Consider the following 21,803-nt stretch of genomic DNA (forward strand, 5'->3'; position numbering starts at 1 on the left):
GCATGCGGATCGCGCAACATATCAGTGAACTCATTGGTGGTACCCCACTGGTTCGGCTGAACTCCGTGGTACCCGACGGCGCCGGAACCGTGGCCGCAAAGGTCGAGTATCTCAACCCGGGCGGCAGCTCCAAGGATCGGATCGCGGTGAAGATGATCGAAGCCGCCGAGGCCAGCGGTCAGCTGAAGCCGGGTGGCACCATCGTCGAACCCACGTCCGGCAATACCGGCGTTGGTCTGGCGTTGGTCGCTCAGCGCCGCGGCTACAAGTGCGTGTTCGTCTGCCCGGACAAGGTCAGTGAGGATAAACGCAATGTGTTGATCGCCTACGGCGCCGAGGTCGTGGTGTGCCCGACGGCGGTCCCGCCGCACGATCCGGCCAGCTACTACAGTGTGTCGGACCGGTTGGTCCGTGATATCGACGGTGCCTGGAAGCCCGACCAGTACGCCAACCCGGAGGGACCGGCAAGCCATTATGTGACCACCGGCCCGGAAATCTGGGCCGATACCGAGGGCAAGGTCACCCATTTCGTGGCTGGCATCGGCACCGGCGGTACCATCACCGGCGCTGGCCGGTACCTCAAAGAGGTGTCCGGGGGCCGAGTACGCATCGTCGGCGCCGACCCGGAGGGATCGGTCTATTCGGGCGGTGCCGGCCGACCGTATTTGGTCGAGGGGGTCGGCGAGGATTTCTGGCCGGCGGCCTATGACCCGAGCGTGCCCGACGAGATCATCGCGGTGTCCGACTCCGACTCGTTCGACATGACCAGGCGGCTGGCCCGCGAAGAGGCGATGTTGGTCGGCGGGTCGTGCGGGATGGCGGTGGTTGCCGCGCTCAAGGTCGCCGAGGAAGCCGGGCCCGACGCGTTGATCGTCGTCCTGTTGCCCGACGGCGGCCGGGGCTACATGTCGAAAATCTTCAACGACGCGTGGATGTCGTCCTATGGGTTCCTGCGCAGCCGCCTTGACGGGTCGACCGAGCAATCCACCGTCGGTGATGTGTTGCGCCGCAAGTCCGGCGCGCTGCCCGCCCTGGTGCACACCCATCCGTCGGAGACCGTGCGCGACGCCATCGGGATTCTTCGCGAGTACGGGGTGTCGCAGATGCCGGTGGTCGGCGCCGAGCCGCCGGTGATGGCCGGCGAGGTCGCCGGTAGCGTCTCGGAACGCGAGCTGCTCTCGGCCGTGTTCGAGGGCCGCGCCAAGTTGGCCGACGCCGTGTCGGCACACATGAGCCCGCCGCTGCGGATGATAGGCGCCGGTGAATTGGTCAGTGCGGCCGGCAAGGCGTTGCGTGATTGGGATGCGTTGATGGTGGTGGAGGAAGGCAAGCCGGTTGGGGTCATTACCCGGTACGACTTGTTGGGCTTCTTGTCGGAGGGGGCGGGACGGCGGTAGTCGCGCAGGCAGGCGCGCCGCAATTTAGTTCGGCTACAAACAATTACGGCAGGCGGCCAGTGCCGCACAGGTCGTGGGCACTGACCCATTGGGCCCCGTGGCTCATCTCACCGCCGGGCGTTCCGGTGAATCCGGTCCTCAGGTACTGTAGTCCCGCCTAGTTCACCCTAGTTCAGCTGAACCTCAGTGGAAGGTGTGCCCATGACCGAACAGCCGCCCCCCGGCGGGTCGTACCCACCGCCCCCGCCACCGCCTGGGCCGTCCGGTGGGCATGAGCCACCTCCCGCTGCACCACCCGGCGGCAGTGGTTACGCTCCGCCCCCTCCGCCCTCGAGCGGCAGTGGCTACCCGCCTCCGCCGCCACCGCCTGGCGGGGGGGCCTACCCGCCGCCTCCGCCGTCGGCCGGCGGTTACGCGCCGCCGCCGCCCGGACCGGCGATTCGTACGATGCCGACCGAGTCCTACACGCCGTGGATTACCCGGGTGCTGGCGGCATTCATCGACTGGGCCCCATACGTAGTGCTGGTTGGCATCGGTTGGGTGATCATGCTGGTCACTCAGACGTCGTCGTGCGTCACCAGCATTAGTGAGTACGACGTCGGCCAGTTCTGCGTTTCCCAGCCGTCGATGATCGGCCAGTTGGTGCAGTGGTTGTTGTCGGTGGGCGGATTGGCTTACCTGGTCTGGAACTACGGCTATCGCCAGGGCACCACCGGGTCGAGCATCGGCAAGTCGGTGCTGAAGTTCAAGGTGGTCAGCGAGACCACCGGGCAACCAATCGGCTTCGGGATGTCGGTGGTACGCCAGCTTGCCCACTTTATCGACGCGATCATCTGCTTCGTCGGGTTCCTGTTTCCGCTGTGGGACGCTAAACGGCAAACGTTGGCGGACAAGATCATGACGACGGTGTGCGTGCCGATCTGATCCGGGACTGCACTGCCCACCCGACCGTCCGATGAGCGAAGACCGCACGGGACACCAGGGAATCAGCGGACCGGCCACCCGCGCCATCCACGCTGGCTACCGCCCGGATCCGGCGACCGGGGCGGTGAACGTGCCGATCTACGCCAGCAGCACCTTCGCCCAAGACGGCGTCGGCGGTCTGCGTGGCGGTTTCGAATACGCACGCACCGGCAACCCCACCCGGGCCGCATTGGAGGCCTCGCTGGCGGCAGTCGAGGAGGGTGCTTTCGCGCGGGCATTCAGTTCCGGGATGGCCGCGACCGACTGCGCCCTGCGGGCGATGTTACGGCCCGGAGACCACGTCGTCATTCCCGATGACGCCTACGGCGGCACATTCCGGTTGATAGACAAGGTGTTCACCCGGTGGGATGTCCAGTACACGCCGGTGCGGCTTGCCGATCTGGATGCGGTGGGTGCCGCGATTACTCCGCGCACCCGGCTGATTTGGGTGGAGACGCCCACCAATCCGCTACTGTCGATCGCCGATATCACGGCCATTGCCGAGCTGGGCACAGACAGATCGGCAAAAGTATTGGTGGACAATACCTTTGCCTCACCCGCGTTGCAGCAGCCGTTGCGGCTGGGCGCCGATGTGGTGTTGCACTCGACTACCAAGTACATCGGCGGCCATTCCGACGTGGTGGGAGGTGCGCTGGTCACCAACGACGAAGAGCTGGACGAGGAGTTCGCTTTCTTGCAGAACGGCGCCGGCGCGGTGCCCGGACCATTCGACGCCTACCTGACCATGCGCGGCCTGAAGACCTTGGTGCTGCGGATGCAGCGGCACAGTGAAAATGCCTGTGCGGTAGCGGAATTCCTCGCTGATCATCCGTCGGTGAGTTCTGTGTTGTATCCGGGTTTGCCCAGTCATCCCGGGCATGAGATTGCCGCGCGACAGATGCGCGGCTTCGGCGGCATGGTTTCGGTGCGGATGCGGGCCGGTCGGCGTGCGGCGCAGGACCTGTGTGCCAAGACCCGCGTCTTCATCCTGGCCGAGTCGCTGGGTGGGGTGGAGTCGCTGATCGAACATCCCAGCGCCATGACCCATGCGTCGACGGCCGGTTCGCAATTGGAGGTGCCCGACGATCTGGTGCGGCTTTCGGTCGGTATCGAAGACATTGCCGACCTGCTCGGCGATCTCGAACAGGCCCTGGGTTAACTACCGCGAGCAGACGCGAAAGCACCCCAAAACCGGCTCTACTGACTGATCTGTGGGTGGTTGTGTCGGCCTGGCAGGGTGGGGCGGTGGCCGGCGAGGGCGAGCATGGCTAGGGCGATGAGGGCTTGTGGTGAGCGGAATCCGAACGCGATCCGGGTCAGTAGGCGGATCTTGGTGTTGGTGGATTCGATCAGGCCTTGGGATAGGCCGTGGTCGAGGGCGGCGTCGATGGCCACCCGGTGGCGTTTGATGCGGGCGGCAAGCTCGACGAATACCGGGATGCGACAACGCTGGGCCCAGGAGATCCACCGGTCCAGGGCCTGTTTACCTTCCTCGCCCTTGACCGAAAACACATGCCGCAGGCCCTCTTTGAGCAGGTAGGCGCGATACAGACGGGGATCGGTCTTGGCGATCCAGGCCAGTTTGGCGCTTTGGCGTTCGGTGAGGTCCTCGGGGTTCTTCCACAGCGCGTAGCGGGCGCCCTTGAGCCGCCGTGCCCGCTCGCGGCCCGGACGTGGTGCGGCGTTCTTACCGGGCCGGCCCCGGCCCCACTTGGGTTCGGTGCGCGCGATCGCCCGTGCGTCGTTCCAGGCTCGGCGCCGCTCGACGTCGAGCGCCTCGGTGGCCCAGGCCACCACATGAAACGGATCGGCGCATTGAATCGCATCCGGGCAGCGCTCGGTGACCACGTCAGCGATCCAGTCCGCGGCATCGGCCGAAACGTGAGTAATCTGGGCGGCCCGCTCAGCGCCCAGGGCATCGAAGAACAAGCCCAGGGTGGCCTTGTCGTGGCCCGGGGCGGCCCACACCAACCGGCCGCTGTCGTGATCGACGACCACCGTCAGGTACCGGTGGTGGCGCTTGTAGGAGATCTCATCGATACCGATGCGGCGCAAGTTCGCGAACCGGTCAATGCGCTTTTCGGTGTCGGCCCAGACCCGGGCCACGATCGCCCCGACGGTGCGCCAGGCGATCCGCATCAACTCGCACACCGCGGTCTTCGAACACGCCACCGCCAGCCAGGCCACCGTGTCATCGAAAGCATACGTGTGCCCGGCATGATGACGCGCCCACGGCACCGCCACCACCGTCGGCCCATGGGTGGGGCAGTTCACCCGCGGCGCCTCGGCCTCCAAGAACACCTCGACGGTGCCCCAATCCAGACTGCGCCATTGGCGCAGGCCCGCACCGCGGTCATACCAGGACGCCTTGCGACCGCAGCGACCACAGCGGCGCAACACTGCACTTCGTGGCCGCACCCGGGCGATCACCCGCGCACCGTCTCCGGCGTCATCCTCCTCGAATTCGATGTCCTCAATCACGGTGCGCTTGTCGACACCCAGCAGCGCACGAAATAGCCTCACATTGCGCACGTCGTTGTCGGCTCCTTGTGTTTCTGATCCTTGACAAGCCAGAAACCTTAAGCCACAACGACGTGCGCCTACTCAGGACACAAACTCACCCACGGAAGTGTCAGAAGAGCCCCAAAACCGCCGGTTTTGGGGGCTTCTGCGTCTGCTCGCGGGTACTTAGGAGTGGTACGGCTCGGCGCTGACTAGGGTCACCGACACGGTGCTGCCGTTGGGCACCGTGTAGCTGCGGGTCTCGCCGACCTTGGCGTCGATCAGGGCCCCACCGAGCGGTGAATTCGGCGAGTAGACCTCGAGCTTGCCGTCGCTGACGCCCTCCTGGCGGGTGGCGATGAGGAACGTTTCGCTGTCCGACTTGTCGCCGTTGTAGTACACCTTGACCACAGAACCGGGTAATGCGACGCCGGATTGCTTGGGTGCCTCGCCAACCTTTGCGTTGCTGAGCAAGTCCTGCAGCTGGCGAATGCGGGCCTCCTGCTGGCCCTGCTCCTCGCGGGCGGCGTGGTATCCGCCGTTCTCGCGCAGGTCGCCTTCTTCGCGGCGGTCGTTGATTTCGGCGGCGATGACCGGGCGATTCGCAATCAGCTGGTCGAGCTCGGCTTTGAGTCGGTCATGTGACTCTTGGGTCAACCAGGTGACTTGAGTATCCGTCATCTCGTCGCGCTCCTCGTGTTGTCGTTCCCGCGTAGTCGGGCAAGTTTCGGATCCCTGCCAGCAGCACTGTCGGGAATATTTGGGGTCTCACCCCGGGTTGCCGCCGCTCCGTTCTGCGTACGGCCGTTAATGCAGCAATACACGGCCCCGGCAGGACCGTGCATCGATCCATGCTACCACCACGGTCAGGGGAGGCGCAGGTAGCTGGGCACTTCGGTGCCACAACCGTATACGTCCGCCATCACCGGCGGCTGGGAGGATTTCACGGTCGTCGTCACCTGCACGGTGGTTGCCTCGGACGGTGGGACTAGCAGCTCACGTCTGCCGGTCTCGCTGCCGTTTGTTGCCCGAACTCGCACGATGCAGGCCACCGGTCGGGACGGGTCCGAACGTGTCACGCTGATGGTGACCGATGCCGTCTCGTCGTCGACCAGTCGATAGCCCACCAGCGAACCGGTGACGGCGCTGGTGCTGATCCGTTGGTAGCCGATGACGGCAATGACGATGCCGGCCGCGGCGACCAGCACCCCCAGGGCGATCGCGACACGGCGCCGCGCTCGGCGGGACAGTCGCGGGCGTCCGTAGCGGGCGTCTGGTCGCGGAATGGGGGTGTGGGTCATGCCTGGGTTCACGCCGGCGGGATGCAACGCTTCGACAAACCGGAATTATAGGGTCACTTATAGGCTTAAGGGGGCAGCCAGGCGGACGGACAAGGGGGCACGTGAGCGAACTGCGGTTGATGGCGGTGCACGCCCACCCCGATGACGAGTCCAGCAAGGGCGCGGCCACCCTGGCGCGCTACGCCGACGAGGGTCATCGCGTGCTGGTGGTGACGTTGACCGGTGGTGAGCGCGGCGAGATCCTCAACCCGGCGATGGACCTGCCGGACGTGCATGGGCGCATCGCCGAGATCCGGCGTGACGAGATGACCAAGGCGGCCGAGATCCTCGGTGTCGAGCACACCTGGCTGGGCTTCGTCGACTCCGGGCTACCTAAGGGTGATTTACCGCCACCGCTGCCTGATGACTGCTTCGCGCGGGTACCGCTGGAGGTGTCCACCGAGGCGCTGGTGCGGGTGGTTCGCGAGTTTCGGCCGCACGTGATGACCACCTACGACGAGAACGGCGGCTACCCACATCCCGACCACATTCGCTGCCATCAGGTTTCGGTGGCTGCCTACGAGGCGGCCGGCGACTTTTGCCGGTTTCCCGACGCGGGTGAGCCGTGGACGGTGTCCAAGCTGTACTACGTCCACGGCTTCCTGCGGGAGCGGATGCAGATGTTGCAGGATGAGTTCGCCCGGCACGGCCAACGCGGCCCATTCGAACAATGGCTGGCGTACTGGGACCCCGACCATGACTTTCTCACCAGCCGAGTGACCACCCGGGTCGAGTGCTCGAAATACTTCAGCCAACGCGACGATGCGTTGCGCGCGCATGCCACCCAGATCGACCCGAACGCCGAATTCTTCGCCGCCCCTCTTGCCTGGCAGGAGCGGCTGTGGCCGACCGAGGAATTCGAGTTGGCTCGCTCGCGTATCCCCGCGCGCCCACCGGAGACCGAATTGTTCGCCGGGATCGAGCCGTGAACCAGATTCTGCTCAGCGTGATTGCTGAGGGCGGGCCCGGTAACACCGGACCCGATTTCGGGAAGGCTAGCCCGGTGGGGTTGCTGGTGATCGTGCTATTGGTGATCGCCACGTTGTTTCTGGTGCGTTCGATGAACCAGCAACTGAAGAAAGTTCCCAAGTCGTTCGACCCGGATCACCCCGAGTTCGACCAGGCAGCCGACGAGGGCACCGACCGCGACGGACCGGCCCGACCACCGGGACCCCCGCATGAGTCCGCCTAATCCGTCCGGGACGAATACCCTCGCGCTGGCCACCAGCCCGTACCTGCGCCAGCACGCTGATAACCCGGTGCACTGGCAGCAGTGGACGCCGCAGGCACTGGCGGAGGCGGCCGCGCGCGCGGTGCCGATCCTGCTGTCCGTCGGCTACGCCGCCTGCCACTGGTGTCACGTCATGGCCCACGAGTCATTCGACGACGACGAGGTGGCCGCGGCCATGAACGCGGGCTTCGTCTGTATCAAGGTCGACCGGGAGGAGCGGCCCGACATCGACGCGGTCTACATGAACGCCACCGTCGCGCTCACCGGGCAGGGCGGCTGGCCGATGACGTGCTTTCTCACCCCCAACGGCCGGCCGTTCTTCTGCGGCACCTACTACCCGAAAGCGGCTTTCCTGCAACTTCTTTCGGCCATATCCGAAACCTGGCGGGAACGCCGCGCTGAGGTGGAGCAGGCATCTGACCATATCGCCGCCGAGTTGCGCTCGATGGCTTCGGGGCTGCCCTGGGGTGGCCCGGAGGTGGCGCCGGAGCTGTGTGACGACGCGGTGGCGGCCGTGCTGCGTGAGCAGGACAGGGCGCATGGCGGATTTGGCGGTGCGCCGAAATTCCCGCCGTCGGCACTGCTGGAAGCGCTAATGCGGCACTACGAGCGCACCCGATCACCGGCGGCGCTGGAGGCGGTCGCACGCACTGGAAACGCCATGGCCCGTGGCGGCATCTATGACCAACTCGGCGGCGGTTTCGCCCGATACAGCGTCGACGGTGCCTGGGTGGTACCGCATTTCGAGAAGATGCTGTACGACAACGCGCTGCTGCTGCGTGCCTACGCGCACTGGGCCCGCCGTACCGGGGATCCGTTGGCCCGCCGGGTCGCCGCCCAGACCGCGCGATTTCTGCTCGACGAGTTGGGCAGCAAAGCACCGGCCGACATGTTCACCTCGTCGCTGGATGCCGACGCCGACGGACGCGAGGGTTCGACCTACGTTTGGACGCCGGCGCAACTGACCGAGGTGCTCGGCGGTGATGACGGCCGTTGGGCGGCAGAGGTTTTCGGGGTGACCGAGGCCGGCAACTTCGAGCACGGGACGTCGGTGCTGCAGTTGCCCGCCGACCCCGACGACGCGGCGCGTCTGGACCGGGTCCGCTCCGCGTTGCTGGTGGCCCGCCTGGCCCGGGCCCAGCCCGCCCGCGACGACAAGGTCGTCACGTCCTGGAACGGGTTGGCGATCACCGCGCTGGCCGAAGCCAGCGTGGCCCTGGACGACCCCGCGTTGGCGCACGCCGCGCGGCGCTGCGCGACCAGGCTGCTGGACCTGCACGTCGTCGACGGCCGCCTGCGCCGGGCCAGCCTGGGCGGGGTGGTCGGCGACAGCGCCGCCATCCTGGAGGACCACGCGATGCTGGCCACCGGGCTGCTGGCGCTCTACCAGCTGACCTCCGAGGGCGCGTGGCTGACGGCGGCTACCGGATTGCTGGACACCGCGGTGGCGCATTTCGGCGACCCGCAGCGCCCCGGTCGCTGGTTCGACACCGCCGACGACGCCGAGCGGCTGATGCTGCGGCCCTCCGATCCGCTGGACGGGGCGACACCGTCGGGCGCTTCGTCGATCGCCGAGGCGCTGCTGACGGCGGGCCATGTGGTCGACGGTGCTCGCGCCGAGCGGTATTGGCAGCTGGCGGCCGACACGCTACGGGCGCATGCGGTGCTGCTGGCTCGGGCGCCGCGGTCGGCCGGGCATTGGCTGGCGGTCGCCGAGGCGGTGGTGCGCGGACCGCTGCAGATCGCCGTCGCGTGCGACCTGCCGCGGTCGTCCCTGCTGGCCGACGCGCGCCGGCTGGCCCCGGGCGGGGCGATCGTCGTGGGCGGCGCGGCGGGTTCGTCGGCGCTGCTGGTCGGCCGGGATCGGGTGGCCGGCGCCGACGCCGCCTACGTATGCCGGGGCCGGGTCTGCGATCTGCCGGTGACCAGCGCGGCCGAACTCGCCACCGCTTTGGGCGTACCCGGCTAGCGGACTCGGGTGGCACCCGTCCACCGTGAAATCCACGACGCGTTGTCGGCGTGTCGCGTCGCAATTTTCACGCTCGCGACCGCCCTGGGCGTGCCGGGTCAGAACACCACGAACCACATCGCGATGTAGTGGCAGATCGCCGCCACCGCGGTGCAGGCGTGGAAGAACTCGTGGTAGCCGAACGTCGTCGGCCACGGGTCGGGCCAGCGTACCGCGTAGAGAATGCCGCCGATGCTGTACAACGCGCCGCCAACAAACAGCAACACCAACGCGGTCACCCCGGCGTTGTGCAGGATCGTCGCGGTGTACCAGACCGCCACCCAACCCAGCAACAGGTACAGCGGAACCCCGACCGAGCGCGGCGCCGCCGGCCAACACATCTTCAGCAAGATTCCGGCGATCGCACCGCCCCAAACAATCGACAACACCACGCGCCCGTCGTGGGCCGGCAAGGCCAGCAGCGCGAACGGCGTGTAGCTGCCGGCGATGAACACGAAGATCATCGAGTGGTCGGCCCGCTTCATCCAGTTGCGGGCCGTCGCGGATTTCCAATTGACCCGGTGATAAGTGGCGCTGACGGTGAACATGGTGATCGTGGCCGCGGTGTAGGCCAGCGTCGTCAGGCCCGCCTTGGCGGAACCCACCGCCCACGACACCGCGACCAGCGACGCACCGGCCAACACCGCGGTGCCGGCGGAATACACGTGGATCCAGCCGCGGAAGCGCGGTTTGGTCAGGACACGGGCGACACCTTCGACGAGGTGGTGGGCAGCGTGGGCCGGCGTCCTTGCTTCCGCGGTGGTGGCGGTGTCGGCCTGGCCGCTCATTTCGCCTGTTGCCTCGTCTTGTGCTTGCCGGTGGGTGTCGTCGAACACAGTAGTCGGGCTAGGTAGCGGACATCTGACTCGACGTCTGGGTCACAGTAGTCTGGGTATCTGTGGAGATCATCCCGCCGCGGCTCAAAGAGCCGTTGTACCGGCTCTACGAGCTGCGCCTGCGGCAGGGCTTGGCCGCCTCGAAATCCGACCTGCCCCGGCACATAGCCGTGCTGTGCGACGGCAACCGGCGATGGGCGCGCAGCGCGGGCTACGACGATGTCAGCTACGGCTACCGGATGGGTGCGGCCAAGATCGCCGAAATGCTGCGGTGGTGCCAAGAAGCCGGCATCGAACTGGCCACCGTCTATCTGCTGTCCACCGAAAACCTGCAGCGCGATCCCGACGAGCTTGCAGCACTCATCGAGATCATCACCGATGTCGTGGAAGAGATCTGCGCACCGACCAACCACTGGAGTGTGCGGACGGTCGGGGATCTGGGGTTGATCGGCGAGGAACCGGCCCGGCGGCTGCGCGGTGCGGTGGAATCCACCCCGGAGGTGGCCTCGTTTCATGTCAACGTTGCTGTTGGCTACGGCGGGCGCCGCGAGATCGTCGACGCTGTGCGCGCGTTGTTGAGCAAGGAACTCGCCAACGGGGCCACCGCGGAGGAACTCGTCGACGCGGTGACCGTCGAGGGTATCTCGGAAAACCTGTACACCTCAGGCCAACCCGACCCCGATTTGGTGATACGCACCTCCGGCGAGCAACGCTTGTCCGGGTTCTTGCTGTGGCAAAGCGCCTACTCGGAGATGTGGTTCACCGAGGCGCACTGGCCGGCGTTTCGCCACGTCGATTTTCTACGCGCGCTGCGTGACTACAGTGCGAGGCATCGCCGCTACGGCAGGTGAATCCGGCGCAGGACGCCTATGTTGCGCTGTTCGGCTGCCTGCGCAGAGTGCACATTGGCCGGCTCGTCATGCTGTGCAATCTGCCCAGGTGAAACCCGGTGTTTGGGATCCTGGATAGCGATACCATCGACTGATCCATGCGGGACATCCGATGCTGGACTGATCGGAGTAAGGCGATGTCGTTTGTAGTCGTGGCGCCGGAGGTGTTGGCGGCGGCCGCTTCGGATCTAGCGGGCATCGGGTCGACACTGGCGCAGGCCAACGCCGCGGCGTTGGCGCCGACCACCGCGGTGTTGGCCGCGGGTGCTGATGAGGTTTCCGCGGCAATCGCGTCGCTGTTTGGGGCGCATGGTCAGGCGTATCAGGCGGTGAGCGCCCAAATGTCGGCGTTTCACGCCCAGTTCATGCAGGCGTTGACGGGTGCCGGCGGGGCTTATGCGGCTGCGGAGGCGGTCAACGTTTCGGCGGCGCAGAGCGTGGAACAAGACCTGTTGGCCGCGATCAACATGCGCTTCGAGCGGATTTTTGGGCGCCCGCTGATCGGTGATGGCGCCAACGGCGGGCCGGGACAAGACGGCGGGCCCGGCGGGTTGCTGTACGGCAACGGTGGCAACGGCGGCACCAGCACGACCGTGGGAATGGCCGGCGGCAACGGCGGTGCCGCCGGGCTGATCGGCAACGGTGGATTCGGGGGCGGCGGCGGGCCCGGCGCGGCCGGCGGCAACGGCGGCGCCGGCGGATGGCTGTACGGCAACGGCGGCGCCGGCGGCACCGGCGGTGTCGGCGTAGCGCCCGGCGTGCCCGGCGGCGCCGGCGGTGCCGGCGGCGCCGGCGGTGTCGGCGGACCCGCCGGGTTGTGGGGCCACGGGGGTGCCGGCGGGGCGGGTGGTGCCGGCGTGGCTGGCGCCGGCGGCTTCGAGGGGACGATCGGTGCCGGCGGTGCCGGCGGTGTCGGCGGTGCCGGCGGTGTCGGCGGTGCCGGCGGTGCCGGCGGGTGGCTGTACGGCGACGCCGGTGCCGGTGGGGATGGTGGTGTCGGCGGTGCCGGCGGCACCGGCGGGTTAGGCAACCGTGGCGGCGCCGGTGGCGCCGGGGGCGCCGGTGGTGTCGGCGGCGCCGGGGGTGCCGCCGGGCTGTGGGGCGGCGGTGGTGCCGGCGGGGTGGGTGGGACCGGCGGCGGCGCCGGCCTCGGTGCTCAGAGCGTCACCTTCAGTAGTAGCTTAAGTGGCCTTTCCGGTGGCGACGGCGGCGCCGGCGGGGCAGGTGGCGCCGGTGGCGCCGGTGGCACCGGTGGGTGGCTGTATGGCGGCGGTGGTGCCGCCGGACCCGGCGGGGACGGTGGTACCGGCGGTCAGGGCGGCGCCGGCGGCGCCGGTGTATTTAGCCTATTCGGATCCGGTGGCGGCCCCGGCGGCAACGGCGGCGTCGGCGGCGTCGGCGGTGTCGGCGGTGCTGGCGGGCGTGCCGGCTTGTTCGGCGTCGGGGGCCTCGGCGGCGCGGGTGGCGACGCCGGTGACTCCGGCGAAGGCGGCTTCGGCGGGCCGGGGCTCGCCGGCGGGCTGTTCGGCAACCCCGGCAACGGCGGCGTCGGCGGGATCGGCGGCGACGCCGCAGCCGGCGGCGCCGGTGGGGCCGGAGGCAACGGTGGGTGGTTGTTCGGCAATGGTGGTGCCGGCGGCTCCGGTGGCGACGGCGGCGCCGCCGGCCGTGGCGGTGCCGGCAACTTGGGCTCGGCCGGGGGTATCAACGCCCCCGCCGGTAACCCCGGCAGCGGCTCGGTCGGCATCGGCGGTGCCGGTGGTGCCGGCGGCACCGCCGGGCTGTTCGGAGACGGTGGGGCTGGTGGGGCCGGTGGTGCCGGCGCCGCCGGCGGCTTCGGCGGCATCAGCGCCGCCACCCCCTCGGCGGGCAGTGAGGGCGCCATGGGTGGGGCCGGTGGTGTTGGCGGCAACGCCAGGCTGTTGGGCACTGGTGGCGCCGGTGGAGTCGGCGGCGGCGGCGGGGTCGGCGGCCTCGGCGGCTTGGGCACCGCCATAAACAATGTCGACGCCGGTTCCGGTGCCGGCGGCGGTGGCGGTGGTGCCGGGGGCACCGGCGGCACCGCAGGGTTGCTGTACGGCGTCGGCGGCGCCGGCGGCGGCGGCGGGGCCGGCGGCGACGGAGGCCGCGGCGGAGTCGCAACCCCCGGCGGTCAGGGCGGTGACGCTGGGGACGGTGGCGCCGGCGGGGCCGGCGGCAATGGCGGCGGCGGCGCCAGCGGCGCCGGCGGGTGGCTGTTGGGGACCGGTGGTGCCGGTGGTGCCGGTGGTAACGGCGGCAATGGCGGAAAAGCCGGTTTTAGCCCTGGGCCGACCAACTTCGGTCTCAACGGCGCCGGTGGTGGTGGTGGTGTCGGCGGCAACGGCGCCACCGGACCCTGGCTGTTCGGCGACGGCGGCGCCGGTGGCGGCGGCGGGGCCGGCGGCATCGGCGGCGACGGCGGCCCCACCCCAGGCAGCACCGGTGCCGGTGCGGCCGGTGGTCACGGCGGCGACGCCCAGCTGATCGGCAACGGCGGCCACGGCGGGGCCGGCGGCACCGGGGTGCCGAACGGGTCAGGTGGTGCCGGCGGCCTCAGCGGGCTGCTGTTCGGCGAGCCGGGGGCGAACGGGTAGGTTCGGCGCCGCTGCCGTGATCGCGGCGAGGCGTCGGTGTCCGCGTCCGTGCGGGCGAATCCAGTCCGGTCTGAGTGCGTCTACTACAGCTTGCGCAGCCGTAGCCGCTTGATGGCATCGGACTGGTTACCGTCTGCCTGCTGTCCACAGAAAACCTGTGTGCGATCCCGACGAGCTTGCCGTGCGTGGGCTACGGCGACCGTCGCGAATTCGTCGACGCGGTGGCCGTAGAAGCCATCTGCGAAAACCTGAATACCTCGGGGCAACCCGATCCCGACCTGGTGATCCGCACCTCGGGGGAACAACGCTTGTCCGGCCACCGAGGGCCCACTGGCGGAGTTTCGCGACGTCGACTTCTGCGCGCGCTGCGTGACTACAGTACGCCACACGCGTCGATCCCCTACGTTCCGCCGCCCTATCGAAGCGACGGGATCCACGCTTCCCGGCTGGCGGTTGAATCGGTTTTCGATGCATTGGCTGGGCGCGTCGAACTCTAAAGACTTTATGGAAATTAGTTGTACAGTGATAAAACCGTTATAGGGTCCGTTGTCAAACAATGATAATCACGTGATAGGAACGTGATTCATCGGTCTGAAGTGCTTATGATGATTTATATATAAAACCGTTATATGTGGGTAAAGGATTGCGGATGTCATACATGATTGCCACACCAGCGGCGTTGACGGCGGCGGCAACGGATATCGACGGGATTGGCTCGGCGGTTAGCGTTGCGAACGCCGCGGCGGTCGCCGCGACAACCGGAGTGCTGGCCGCCGGTGGCGATGAAGTGTTGGCGGCCATCGCTAGGCTGTTCAACGCAAACGCCGAGGAATATCACGCCCTCAGCGCGCAGGTGGCGGCGTTTCAAACCCTGTTTGTGCGCACCTTGACTGGGGGGTGCGGAGTCTTTCGCCGGCGCCGAGGCCGCCAATGCGTCACAGCTGCAGAGCATCGCGCGGCAGGTGCGGGGCGCCGTCAACGCCGTCGCCGGTCAGGTGACGGGCAATGGCGGCTCCGGCAACAGCGGCACTTCGGCTGCGGCGGCCAACCCGAATTCCGACAACACAGCGAGCATCGCCGATAGGGGCACAAGCGCCATCATGACCACGGCAAGCGCGACCGCGTCTTCCACGGGCGTCGATGGCGGAATAGCGGCGACGTATGCGGTCGCCTCGCAATGGGATGGTGGCTACGTGGCCAATTACACGATCACCCAATTCGGGCGCGACTTCGATGACCGATTGGCGGTTGCAATTCACTTTGCCTGAAAATGCCTCTATTTCGAACGCGTGCTGCGCTCAACTTGCCCAGTCGGGCACGCAGTACACTCTTGACGCCCGAGAGCTATAACGGCACCCCCCGTGGACTCGATCACCGTCGGCTACCAAGCAGCGCAAACCGGCGGCTACTCGCCACCGACAAATCTGCTGATCAACGGTCAAGCCGTCACCATCGACCAGACCCCCATCACCTCGTCGCCAACGACTCCGCCACCCACCACACCACCCGAGATCCCGACCGGTGGAACGGTGATCTCCACCTAGTTCGGGACGACTACGGTCACCGGAGGCTACGTGGTGCAGAACAACGCGTGGAACAACCCCCGCCGGGCAGACCGTCAACGTCAGCCAAACCGGGTTCACCATCACCGAGATGAACGGTGCTGCCCCAACCAACGGCGCCCCGCTGAGTTACCCCTCGATCTGCGAGGGCGTGCACTGGGGCCACCTCGTCGGTGGGCACCAACCTGCCTATTGAGGTGGGCCAGATTTTGTCGGCGCCGACCAGCATCGACTACAACTACCCGACGACCGGGGTATGGGACGCCTCCTACGACATCTGCCTGGATTCCACACCCAAGACGACCGGGGTCAACCAGCAGGAGATCATGATCTGGTTCAACCACCAGGGCTCCATTCAGCCGGTCGGCTCCCCGGTGGGCAACACCACCATCGAGGGCAAGAACTTCGTGGTGTGGGATGGCAGCAACGGCATGAACAACGCGATGGCCTATGTCGCGACCGAGCCGATCGAGGTCTGGAGCTTCGACGTGATGAGTTTCGTCGACCACACCGCCACCATGGAGCCGATCACCGACTCGTGGTACCTCACGAGCATCCGGGCCGGCTTGGAGCCCTGGAGCGACGGTGTGGGTCTGGGGGTCGATTCGTTCTCGGCGAAAGTCAACTAAAGACCACGTTGACACCCAACCGGCGGCCCGGCATGGGCCGTCGCGGCGTAGAAGCTTTGACCGCGGCGCGAAACGTTCGCTGCTGCGGCCCATGCAGATCGCACACGCTTGCTTGAACATCGGGTGGAGCCGGTGGTAACGCCAGGCTTTGGGTGTCGGCGCGGCTCGGCGGTCAGCTGCGCGGACGCGGTCGGCCATCGTGACGACGAGATGCTGGCGGCATGTACGGCAACCGCTGGCTCGTCTTAGAGCCATTTGCTGAGGCGCATGCTTTGCGTCATGCAAAGTGCATATGCCGCCAGCGGGATGGTGTGCATTCTGTCCATGGGAAACCGGGTTGATGGTGGGCGCGTCAGCGATACGATCTGTGCACCCTGACGACGTGGCCGATGCATGATTGATCGGAGGTAAACGATGTCGTTTGTGATTGCTGCGCCGGAGGCGTTGGTGGCGGTCGCTTCGGATCTGGCGGGCATTGGGTCGGCGCTGGCGGAGGCCAACGCCGCGGTGTTGGCCCCGACGACGGGGTTGCTGGCCGCGGGTGCAGATGAGGTGTCGTCGGCAATCGCGGCGTTGTTCGGCGCGCACGGGCAGGCGTATCAGACGGTTAGCGCCCAGGCGTCGGCGTTTCATGCCCAGTTTGTGCAGGCGTTGACTGGCGGCGGCGGGGCGTATGCGGCTGCCGAGGCCGCCAACGTCTCGGCGGCGCAGAGCGTCGACCAGCGGCTGCTCGATCTGATCAATGGGCCCACCCAGGCGTTGTTGGGGCGTCCACTGATCGGTGATGGCGCCAACGGCGGGCCGGGGCAAGACGGCGGGCCCGGGGGGTTGCTGTACGGCAACGGCGGCAACGGCGGCACTAGTACCACCGCCGGGGTGGCCGGCGGCAACGGCGGCGCCGCCGGGCTGATCGGCAACGGCGGGGCCGGGGGCGGCGGCGGGGCCGGCGCGGCCGGCGGCAATGGCGGTGCGGGCGGGTGGCTGTATGGCAATGGCGGCGCCGGCGGGGCCGGTGGGACATCGGTGATACCCGGTGTCGCCGGCGGCAATGGCGGGGCTGGCGGGTCCGCGGGACTGTGGGGTACCGGCGGGGCCGGTGGCGACGGCGGCAACGGCCGGTCGGGGCCAGTCAACGTCGCCGGCAGCGCGGGCGGCAACGGTGGCGCTGGTGGCGCCGCCGGGTTATTCGGTGACGCCGGGGCCGGTGGCAACGGCGGCAAGGGCGGTGCTGGCGGCGCCGCCTTTAGCATTAACTTCACCGCAGGCGATGGCGGTGCGGGAGGTGCCGGTGGGTCCGGCGGCCACGCATTGCTGTGGGGCGCCGGCGGAGCCGGGGGTAACGGCGGATCCGGCGGCACGGGGGGTGCCGGCGGCAGCACCGCTGGCGCTGGCGGCAACGGCGGGGCCGGGGGTGGCGGCGGAACCGGTGGGTTGCTCTTCGGCAACGGCGGTGCCGGCGGGCACGGCGCCGCCGCCGGAAACGGCTTAGCCGCGGGTAATGGCGTCAGCAGCAGCGGCGGCGGCGGTGCCGGTGGGACCGGCGGGGCCGGTGGGGACGGTGGCGCCGGCGGGGCCGGAGGCAACGCCAGGCTGTGGGGCGTCGGTGGCGCCGGCGGGGCCGGCGGGGACGGTGGCGCCGGCGGGGCCGGCGGCAAAGGCGGCTCTGGCCTCAGCGGTAACGCCAACGGCGGGGCCGGCGGCGACAGCGGCCGTGGCGGCACGGGCGGCGCCGGCGGCGAGGGCGGCGCCGCCGGGCTGCTGGTGGGCACCGGCGGGCACGGCGGTGACGGCGGGGCCGGCGGCGCCGCCGTCAAGGGCGGTGACGGCGGGGCCGCCGCCGGCACGGGCATCGCCGGCGCTGGCGGCCGTGGCGGCGCGGGCGGCAGCGGTGGCAGCGGTGGTGACGGCGGGGGCGGGGCCGCCGGCCCCGCCGGGTGGCTGTTCGGCGATGGCGGGGCTGGCGGGAACGGCGGGGCCGCGGCCGCCGGCGGCGCCGGCGGCCAAGCCGGCGGTGGCGGCGGGAACGGCGGTAACGGCGGCAACGGCGGCAACGGCGGCAGCGGCGGCAATGGCGCCACCGGCGGGTGGCTGTACGGCAACGGCGGGGCCGGCGGCCAGGGCGCCACCGCCGGAGACGGCGGAGCCGGCGCTAACGGCGTCAGCAGCACCAATGGCGGCGGCACCGGCGGCAACGGGGGGATCGGCGGGACCGGTGGGTCCGGCGGGGCCGGTGGCAACGCCGGGCTGTTGGGCGTGGGCGGCGCCGGCGGGCACGGCGCCTCCGGCGGCGCCGGCGATAGGGGCGGCGCTGGCGGTACCGGGTTCATAAGCAGTGACGGCGGTGCTGGCGGTGATGGCGGTGATGGCGGCAACGGCGGGTCCGGCGGGGCCGGCGGCACCGGTGGGCTGTTGTTCGGTGCCGGCGGCAATGGTGGCCCCGGCGGGTCTGGCGGTGCCGCCGATATTGGCGGCAACGGCGGCGCCGGTAACGGCGGGGGCACCGACGGGAACGGCGGTAATGGCGGGTCCGGCGGCGGCGCCGGCAGCGGCGGTGACGGCGGCGGGGCTGGCGGCAACGGTGCGTGGCTGTTCGGCAATGGCGGCGCCGGCGGGGGCGGCGGAAAGGGCGGCAACGGTGCCGGCGGCGGGCTTGGCGGCGGTTCATTCGGCCTCCCGGGCCTGAACGGCAGCGGCGGCGACGGTGGCGACGGCGGTAACGGTGCCCCCGGCGGGGTGCTGTATGGCAATGGCGGCGCCGGCGGCCAGGGGTCAAGCGGTGGCATCGGCGGCCCCGGCGCCACCGGCGGTGCCGGCGGCAAAGGCGGTGACGGTGGCGATGCGCAGCTGATCGGCGACGGCGGCAATGGGGGCAACGGAGGCGCGGGCGGCACCGGGGGCACCCCGGGGCCCGGCGGACCCGGCGGGTCCGGCGGGCTTGGAGGCCTGCTGTTCGGCCAAACCGGCACGGCTGGCGTGTCGCCGTAGCCGGTAGGCTGGCCGCCTCCGCGGCATTGGCGTCGTCGCAAACTTCGCGCACGCCCTGGTGTCGATCGTTGCCGCTGAATTGGCGCCGATGACCGCAACCGGTATCGCCGCTACGCCGGCCCGAGGCGGGTACACCACGGTTTTCGAGGGATGGCAATATCCGGGAGTGCGCCGGCTGGCGGCCTAACTCGCCTGCACCCGGCGATTGGACCGCCAATTACAGCTTGCGCAGCCGCAGCCGGTTAATGGAATGGTCGGCGTCCTTGCGCAGCACCAGGGTGGCCCGGGGACGGGTCGGCAGAATGTTCTCCACGAGGTTGGGCCGGTTGATGGTCCGCCAGATCTCGCGCGCGGCGACGACGGCCTGCGAGTCAGAAAAAGCCGCGTAGTGGTGGAAGTGTGATTCCGGGTCGGCGAACGCCGTGGTGCGCATGGCCAAAAACCGTGATACGTACCACTGCTCGATGTCCTCGATCCGGGCGTCTACATACAACGAAAAATCGAACAGATCCGACACCATGAGCGTGGGGCCGGTCTGCAAGACGTTGAGCCCCTCCAGGATCAGGATGTCGGGATGGCGGACCACTTGTTCTGCCCCCGGGATGATGTCGTAGTGCAAATGCGAATACACCGGCGCACATGCGTAGTCGGAGCCGGACTTCACCGAGGTGACAAACCGCATCAGTGCCCGGCGGTTATAGCTTTCCGGAAAACCTTTGCGATGCATGAGGTTTCGCCGCTGCAGCTCGGCGTTGGGGTAGAGAAAGCCGTCGGTGGTCACCAGATCTACCCGGGGGTGGTGATCCCAGCGAGCCAGCAGCGCCTGCAGCACGCGGGCGGTGGTGGACTTGCCGACCGCCACACTGCCGGCCACACCGATGATGAACGGCACCGGCCGGTCCGGGTTTTGTTGGGGCTCGCCGAGAAATTCCGCGGTGGCCGCGAACAGCCGTTGGCGGGCGGCGACTTGCAGGTGAATCAGCCGGGCCAGCGGTAGGTAGACCTCTTCGACCTCCAACAGGTCGATCTGCTCACCGAGACCGCGCAGGCCAACCAGTTCTTCTTCGGTGAGGGCTAGCGGAGTCGACATACGGAGCGCGCGCCACTGCCTTCGGTCGAACTCGACATATGGGCTCGGCTCGCTAAGCCGCGACATGGTGTCAGTCTTGCAGGGACGGGTGCGGGGCCTGATGGCTGGGCTGGCGAAGTGCGGTGCTGGCAGACTCCGTGTCGGTGCCGAGGGCCGGGGGTACCCCCTGGGCTTAGCTGGGCACTGGGGCCAGGGCGCGGTGTTTCGATGGAATTCAGCTGTGGCCCTGTGAATTTCGCACGCTGACGCCGGTTGATGCTGTGAGTCGGGCACAAACCGCCCACCGCTACTCGTGACCTACGTGGCAGCTGGGGCACTAGTGGCTGCCGTTTGCGGTGCAGACGTGCAACGGTGGATGGCGTGTGCTGCATTAAGGGTAATCAGCCCGGGAGCGGCTCGCTGGATACACTGGCGCCCGTGACTGCTGCACCTGACGCTCGCACTACCGCTGTAATGTCTGCCCCGCTCGCTGAGGTTGACCCCGATATCGCCGAGTTGCTGGCCAAGGAGCTTGGTCGGCAACGAGACACCCTGGAGATGATCGCCTCGGAGAACTTCGCACCGCGCGCTGTGCTGCAGGCCCAGGGCAGTGTGCTGACCAACAAGTACGCCGAGGGACTGCCCGGGCGGCGCTACTACGGCGGTTGTGAGCACGTCGACGTGGTGGAAAACCTCGCCCGCGACCGAGCCAAGGCGTTGTTCGGTGCCGAATTCGCCAATGTGCAACCGCATTCGGGCGCTCAGGCCAACGCCGCGGTGCTGCATGCGCTGATGTCACCCGGCGAGCGGCTGTTGGGTCTGGACCTGGCCAACGGTGGTCACCTGACCCATGGCATGCGGCTGAACTTCTCCGGCAAGCTCTACGAGAATGGCTTCTACGGCGTCGACCCGGCGACACATCTGATCGACATGGATGCGGTGCGGGCCACCGCACTCGAATTCCGCCCGAAGGTGATCATCGCCGGCTGGTCGGCCTACCCGCGGGTGCTCGACTTCGCGGCGTTCCGGTCGATCGCCGACGAGGTCGGGGCCAAGTTGCTCGTGGACATGGCGCATTTCGCGGGTCTGGTCGCCGCGGGGTTGCACCCGTCGCCGGTGCCGCACGCGGATGTGGTGTCCACCACCGTGCACAAGACGCTCGGCGGCGGCCGCTCCGGCCTGATCGTCGGTAAGCAGCAGTACGCCAAGGCGATCAACTCGGCGGTGTTTCCCGGGCAGCAGGGCGGTCCGCTCATGCACGTCATTGCCGGCAAGGCGGTCGCGTTGAAGATCGCCGCCACACCCGAATTTGCCGACCGGCAGCGGCGCACGCTGTCCGGGGCCCGGATCATTGCCGATCGACTGATGGCTCCCGATGTCGCCAAGGCCGGTGTGTCGGTGGTCAGCGGCGGCACCGACGTCCACCTGGTGCTGGTCGATCTGCGTGATTCCCCACTGGATGGCCAGGCCGCCGAGGACCTGCTGCACGAGGTCGGCATCACGGTCAACCGCAACGCCGTCCCCAATGATCCCCGACCGCCGATGGTGACCTCGGGCCTGCGGATAGGCACGCCCGCGCTGGCGACCCGCGGCTTCGGTGACACCGAGTTCACCGAGGTCGCCGACATTATTGCGACCGCGCTGGCGACCGGCAGTTCCGTTGATGTGTCGGTGCTTAAGGATCGGGCGACCCGGCTGGCCAGGGCGTTTCCGCTCTACGACGGGCTCGAGGAGTGGAGTCTGGTCGGCCGCTGACGCGGGCCTGTCGTTGGCGCG

21 protein-coding genes and 1 pseudogene are annotated in these 21,803 nt (G+C 68.6%); 17 read left to right on the top strand and 5 right to left on the bottom strand.

Going from position 1 to position 21,803, the window contains the following annotated elements; translation table 11 throughout:
* The first annotated feature begins 2 nt into the window (after positions 1-2).
* The 3 genes from MCAN_RS05720 to MCAN_RS05730 all read left to right on the top strand — a co-directional run bounded on the left by MCAN_RS05720 (position 3) and on the right by MCAN_RS05730 (position 3,519).
* Positions 3-1,397 (top strand): cystathionine beta-synthase, encoded by a 1,395-nt coding sequence (locus tag MCAN_RS05720; protein WP_003405730.1) that lies wholly within the window; start codon positions 3-5, stop codon positions 1,395-1,397.
* 201 nt (positions 1,398-1,598) lie between these two features.
* Positions 1,599-2,321, top strand: coding sequence for an RDD family protein (locus MCAN_RS05725; protein WP_003405732.1), 723 nt, complete (start codon positions 1,599-1,601; stop codon positions 2,319-2,321).
* Between the two features lie 31 nt (positions 2,322-2,352).
* The gene (locus MCAN_RS05730) at positions 2,353-3,519 is read left to right on the top strand and encodes a cystathionine gamma-synthase (RefSeq protein ID WP_003405736.1); all 1,167 of its coding nucleotides are present in this window, start codon (positions 2,353-2,355) and stop codon (positions 3,517-3,519) included.
* Between the two features lie 38 nt (positions 3,520-3,557).
* Here the strand turns inward: MCAN_RS05730 and MCAN_RS05735 are convergent, their stop codons facing one another.
* From MCAN_RS05735 to MCAN_RS05745, 3 genes are all read right to left on the bottom strand, one after another.
* Positions 3,558-4,892: an ISL3-like element IS1557 family transposase gene (locus MCAN_RS05735; RefSeq protein WP_014000151.1), complete on the bottom strand. Its 1,335-nt coding sequence runs from the start codon at positions 4,890-4,892 to the stop codon at positions 3,558-3,560.
* Positions 4,893-5,048: 156 nt separating this feature from the next.
* Entirely contained in the window at positions 5,049-5,543 is a 495-nt protein-coding gene (gene greA, locus MCAN_RS05740) for a transcription elongation factor GreA (protein ID WP_003405742.1), read from the bottom strand.
* A 185-nt stretch (positions 5,544-5,728) separates the two neighbouring features.
* Complete coding sequence (locus MCAN_RS05745) at positions 5,729-6,163, bottom strand: DUF4307 domain-containing protein (protein WP_003405744.1); 435 nt, start codon at positions 6,161-6,163, stop codon at positions 5,729-5,731.
* 101 nt (positions 6,164-6,264) lie between these two features.
* Between MCAN_RS05745 and mca the strand changes: the two genes are divergently transcribed.
* Genes mca through MCAN_RS05760 form a run of 3 tightly spaced genes read left to right on the top strand, consistent with a single transcriptional unit; the run spans position 6,265 to position 9,402 of the window.
* Positions 6,265-7,131, top strand: a complete 867-nt coding sequence (mca, locus tag MCAN_RS05750; protein WP_003405746.1) for a mycothiol conjugate amidase Mca — start codon at positions 6,265-6,267, stop codon at positions 7,129-7,131.
* On the top strand, positions 7,128-7,394 hold the full coding sequence (locus MCAN_RS05755) for a hypothetical protein (RefSeq protein WP_014000597.1): 267 nt from the start codon (positions 7,128-7,130) through the stop codon (positions 7,392-7,394). The genes mca and MCAN_RS05755 overlap by 4 nt, the downstream gene beginning before the upstream one ends.
* The gene (locus MCAN_RS05760; protein WP_014000598.1) at positions 7,381-9,402 is read left to right on the top strand and encodes a thioredoxin domain-containing protein; all 2,022 of its coding nucleotides are present in this window, start codon (positions 7,381-7,383) and stop codon (positions 9,400-9,402) included. Before MCAN_RS05755 ends, MCAN_RS05760 begins: the two co-directional genes overlap by 14 nt.
* Positions 9,403-9,500: 98 nt before the next feature.
* Here MCAN_RS05760 and trhA read toward each other — a convergent pair whose 3' ends face one another.
* Entirely contained in the window at positions 9,501-10,229 is a 729-nt protein-coding gene (gene trhA / locus MCAN_RS05765; protein WP_003901993.1) for a PAQR family membrane homeostasis protein TrhA, read from the bottom strand.
* A gap of 110 nt (positions 10,230-10,339) precedes the next feature.
* Between trhA and MCAN_RS05770 the strand changes: the two genes are divergently transcribed.
* The 10 genes and pseudogenes from MCAN_RS05770 to MCAN_RS05810 all read left to right on the top strand — a co-directional run bounded on the left by MCAN_RS05770 (position 10,340) and on the right by MCAN_RS05810 (position 18,958).
* The gene (locus MCAN_RS05770) at positions 10,340-11,128 is read left to right on the top strand and encodes a (2Z,6E)-farnesyl diphosphate synthase (protein ID WP_014000599.1); all 789 of its coding nucleotides are present in this window, start codon (positions 10,340-10,342) and stop codon (positions 11,126-11,128) included.
* Between the two features lie 176 nt (positions 11,129-11,304).
* On the top strand, positions 11,305-13,782 hold the full coding sequence (locus MCAN_RS05775; RefSeq protein ID WP_014000600.1) for a PE family protein: 2,478 nt from the start codon (positions 11,305-11,307) through the stop codon (positions 13,780-13,782).
* 206 nt (positions 13,783-13,988) lie between these two features.
* Positions 13,989-14,279 (top strand): annotated as a pseudogene (locus MCAN_RS24080) (undecaprenyl diphosphate synthase family protein); the annotation flags it as partial.
* 152 nt (positions 14,280-14,431) lie between these two features.
* Complete coding sequence (locus tag MCAN_RS24085; protein ID WP_003900271.1) at positions 14,432-14,866, top strand: PE family protein; 435 nt, start codon at positions 14,432-14,434, stop codon at positions 14,864-14,866.
* Between the two features lie 16 nt (positions 14,867-14,882).
* Positions 14,883-15,050 carry a PE family protein gene (locus tag MCAN_RS23465; protein WP_003917409.1) on the top strand — a complete coding sequence of 56 codons (168 nt, stop codon included), beginning with the start codon at positions 14,883-14,885 and terminating at the stop codon, positions 15,048-15,050.
* A complete protein-coding gene (locus tag MCAN_RS24090; RefSeq protein WP_349839371.1) occupies positions 15,016-15,132 on the top strand; it encodes a hypothetical protein in 117 nt (38 codons plus the stop codon). The genes MCAN_RS23465 and MCAN_RS24090 overlap by 35 nt, the downstream gene beginning before the upstream one ends.
* An 11-nt stretch (positions 15,133-15,143) precedes the next feature.
* The gene (locus tag MCAN_RS05795) at positions 15,144-15,326 is read left to right on the top strand and encodes a hypothetical protein (protein WP_003898724.1); all 183 of its coding nucleotides are present in this window, start codon (positions 15,144-15,146) and stop codon (positions 15,324-15,326) included.
* 109 nt (positions 15,327-15,435) lie between these two features.
* Entirely contained in the window at positions 15,436-15,540 is a 105-nt protein-coding gene (locus MCAN_RS23470; protein WP_003405770.1) for an endo-1,4-beta-glucanase, read from the top strand.
* Positions 15,518-15,973, top strand: coding sequence for a GH12 family glycosyl hydrolase domain-containing protein (locus tag MCAN_RS05805; protein WP_014000601.1), 456 nt, complete (start codon positions 15,518-15,520; stop codon positions 15,971-15,973). The genes MCAN_RS23470 and MCAN_RS05805 overlap by 23 nt, the downstream gene beginning before the upstream one ends.
* 414 nt (positions 15,974-16,387) lie before the next feature.
* Entirely contained in the window at positions 16,388-18,958 is a 2,571-nt protein-coding gene (locus tag MCAN_RS05810) for a PE family protein (RefSeq protein WP_014000602.1), read from the top strand.
* Positions 18,959-19,175: 217 nt separating this feature from the next.
* Here MCAN_RS05810 and coaA read toward each other — a convergent pair whose 3' ends face one another.
* Positions 19,176-20,114, bottom strand: coding sequence for a type I pantothenate kinase (gene coaA / locus MCAN_RS05815; RefSeq protein WP_003405790.1), 939 nt, complete (start codon positions 20,112-20,114; stop codon positions 19,176-19,178).
* 387 nt (positions 20,115-20,501) lie between these two features.
* Between coaA and glyA the strand changes: the two genes are divergently transcribed.
* Positions 20,502-21,782 (top strand): serine hydroxymethyltransferase, encoded by a 1,281-nt coding sequence (glyA, locus tag MCAN_RS05820; RefSeq protein WP_014000603.1) that lies wholly within the window; start codon positions 20,502-20,504, stop codon positions 21,780-21,782.
* Positions 21,783-21,803 lie beyond the last annotated feature (21 nt).

Source organism: Mycobacterium canetti CIPT 140010059 (genome assembly GCF_000253375.1).
GTDB lineage: Bacteria > Actinomycetota > Actinomycetes > Mycobacteriales > Mycobacteriaceae > Mycobacterium > Mycobacterium tuberculosis.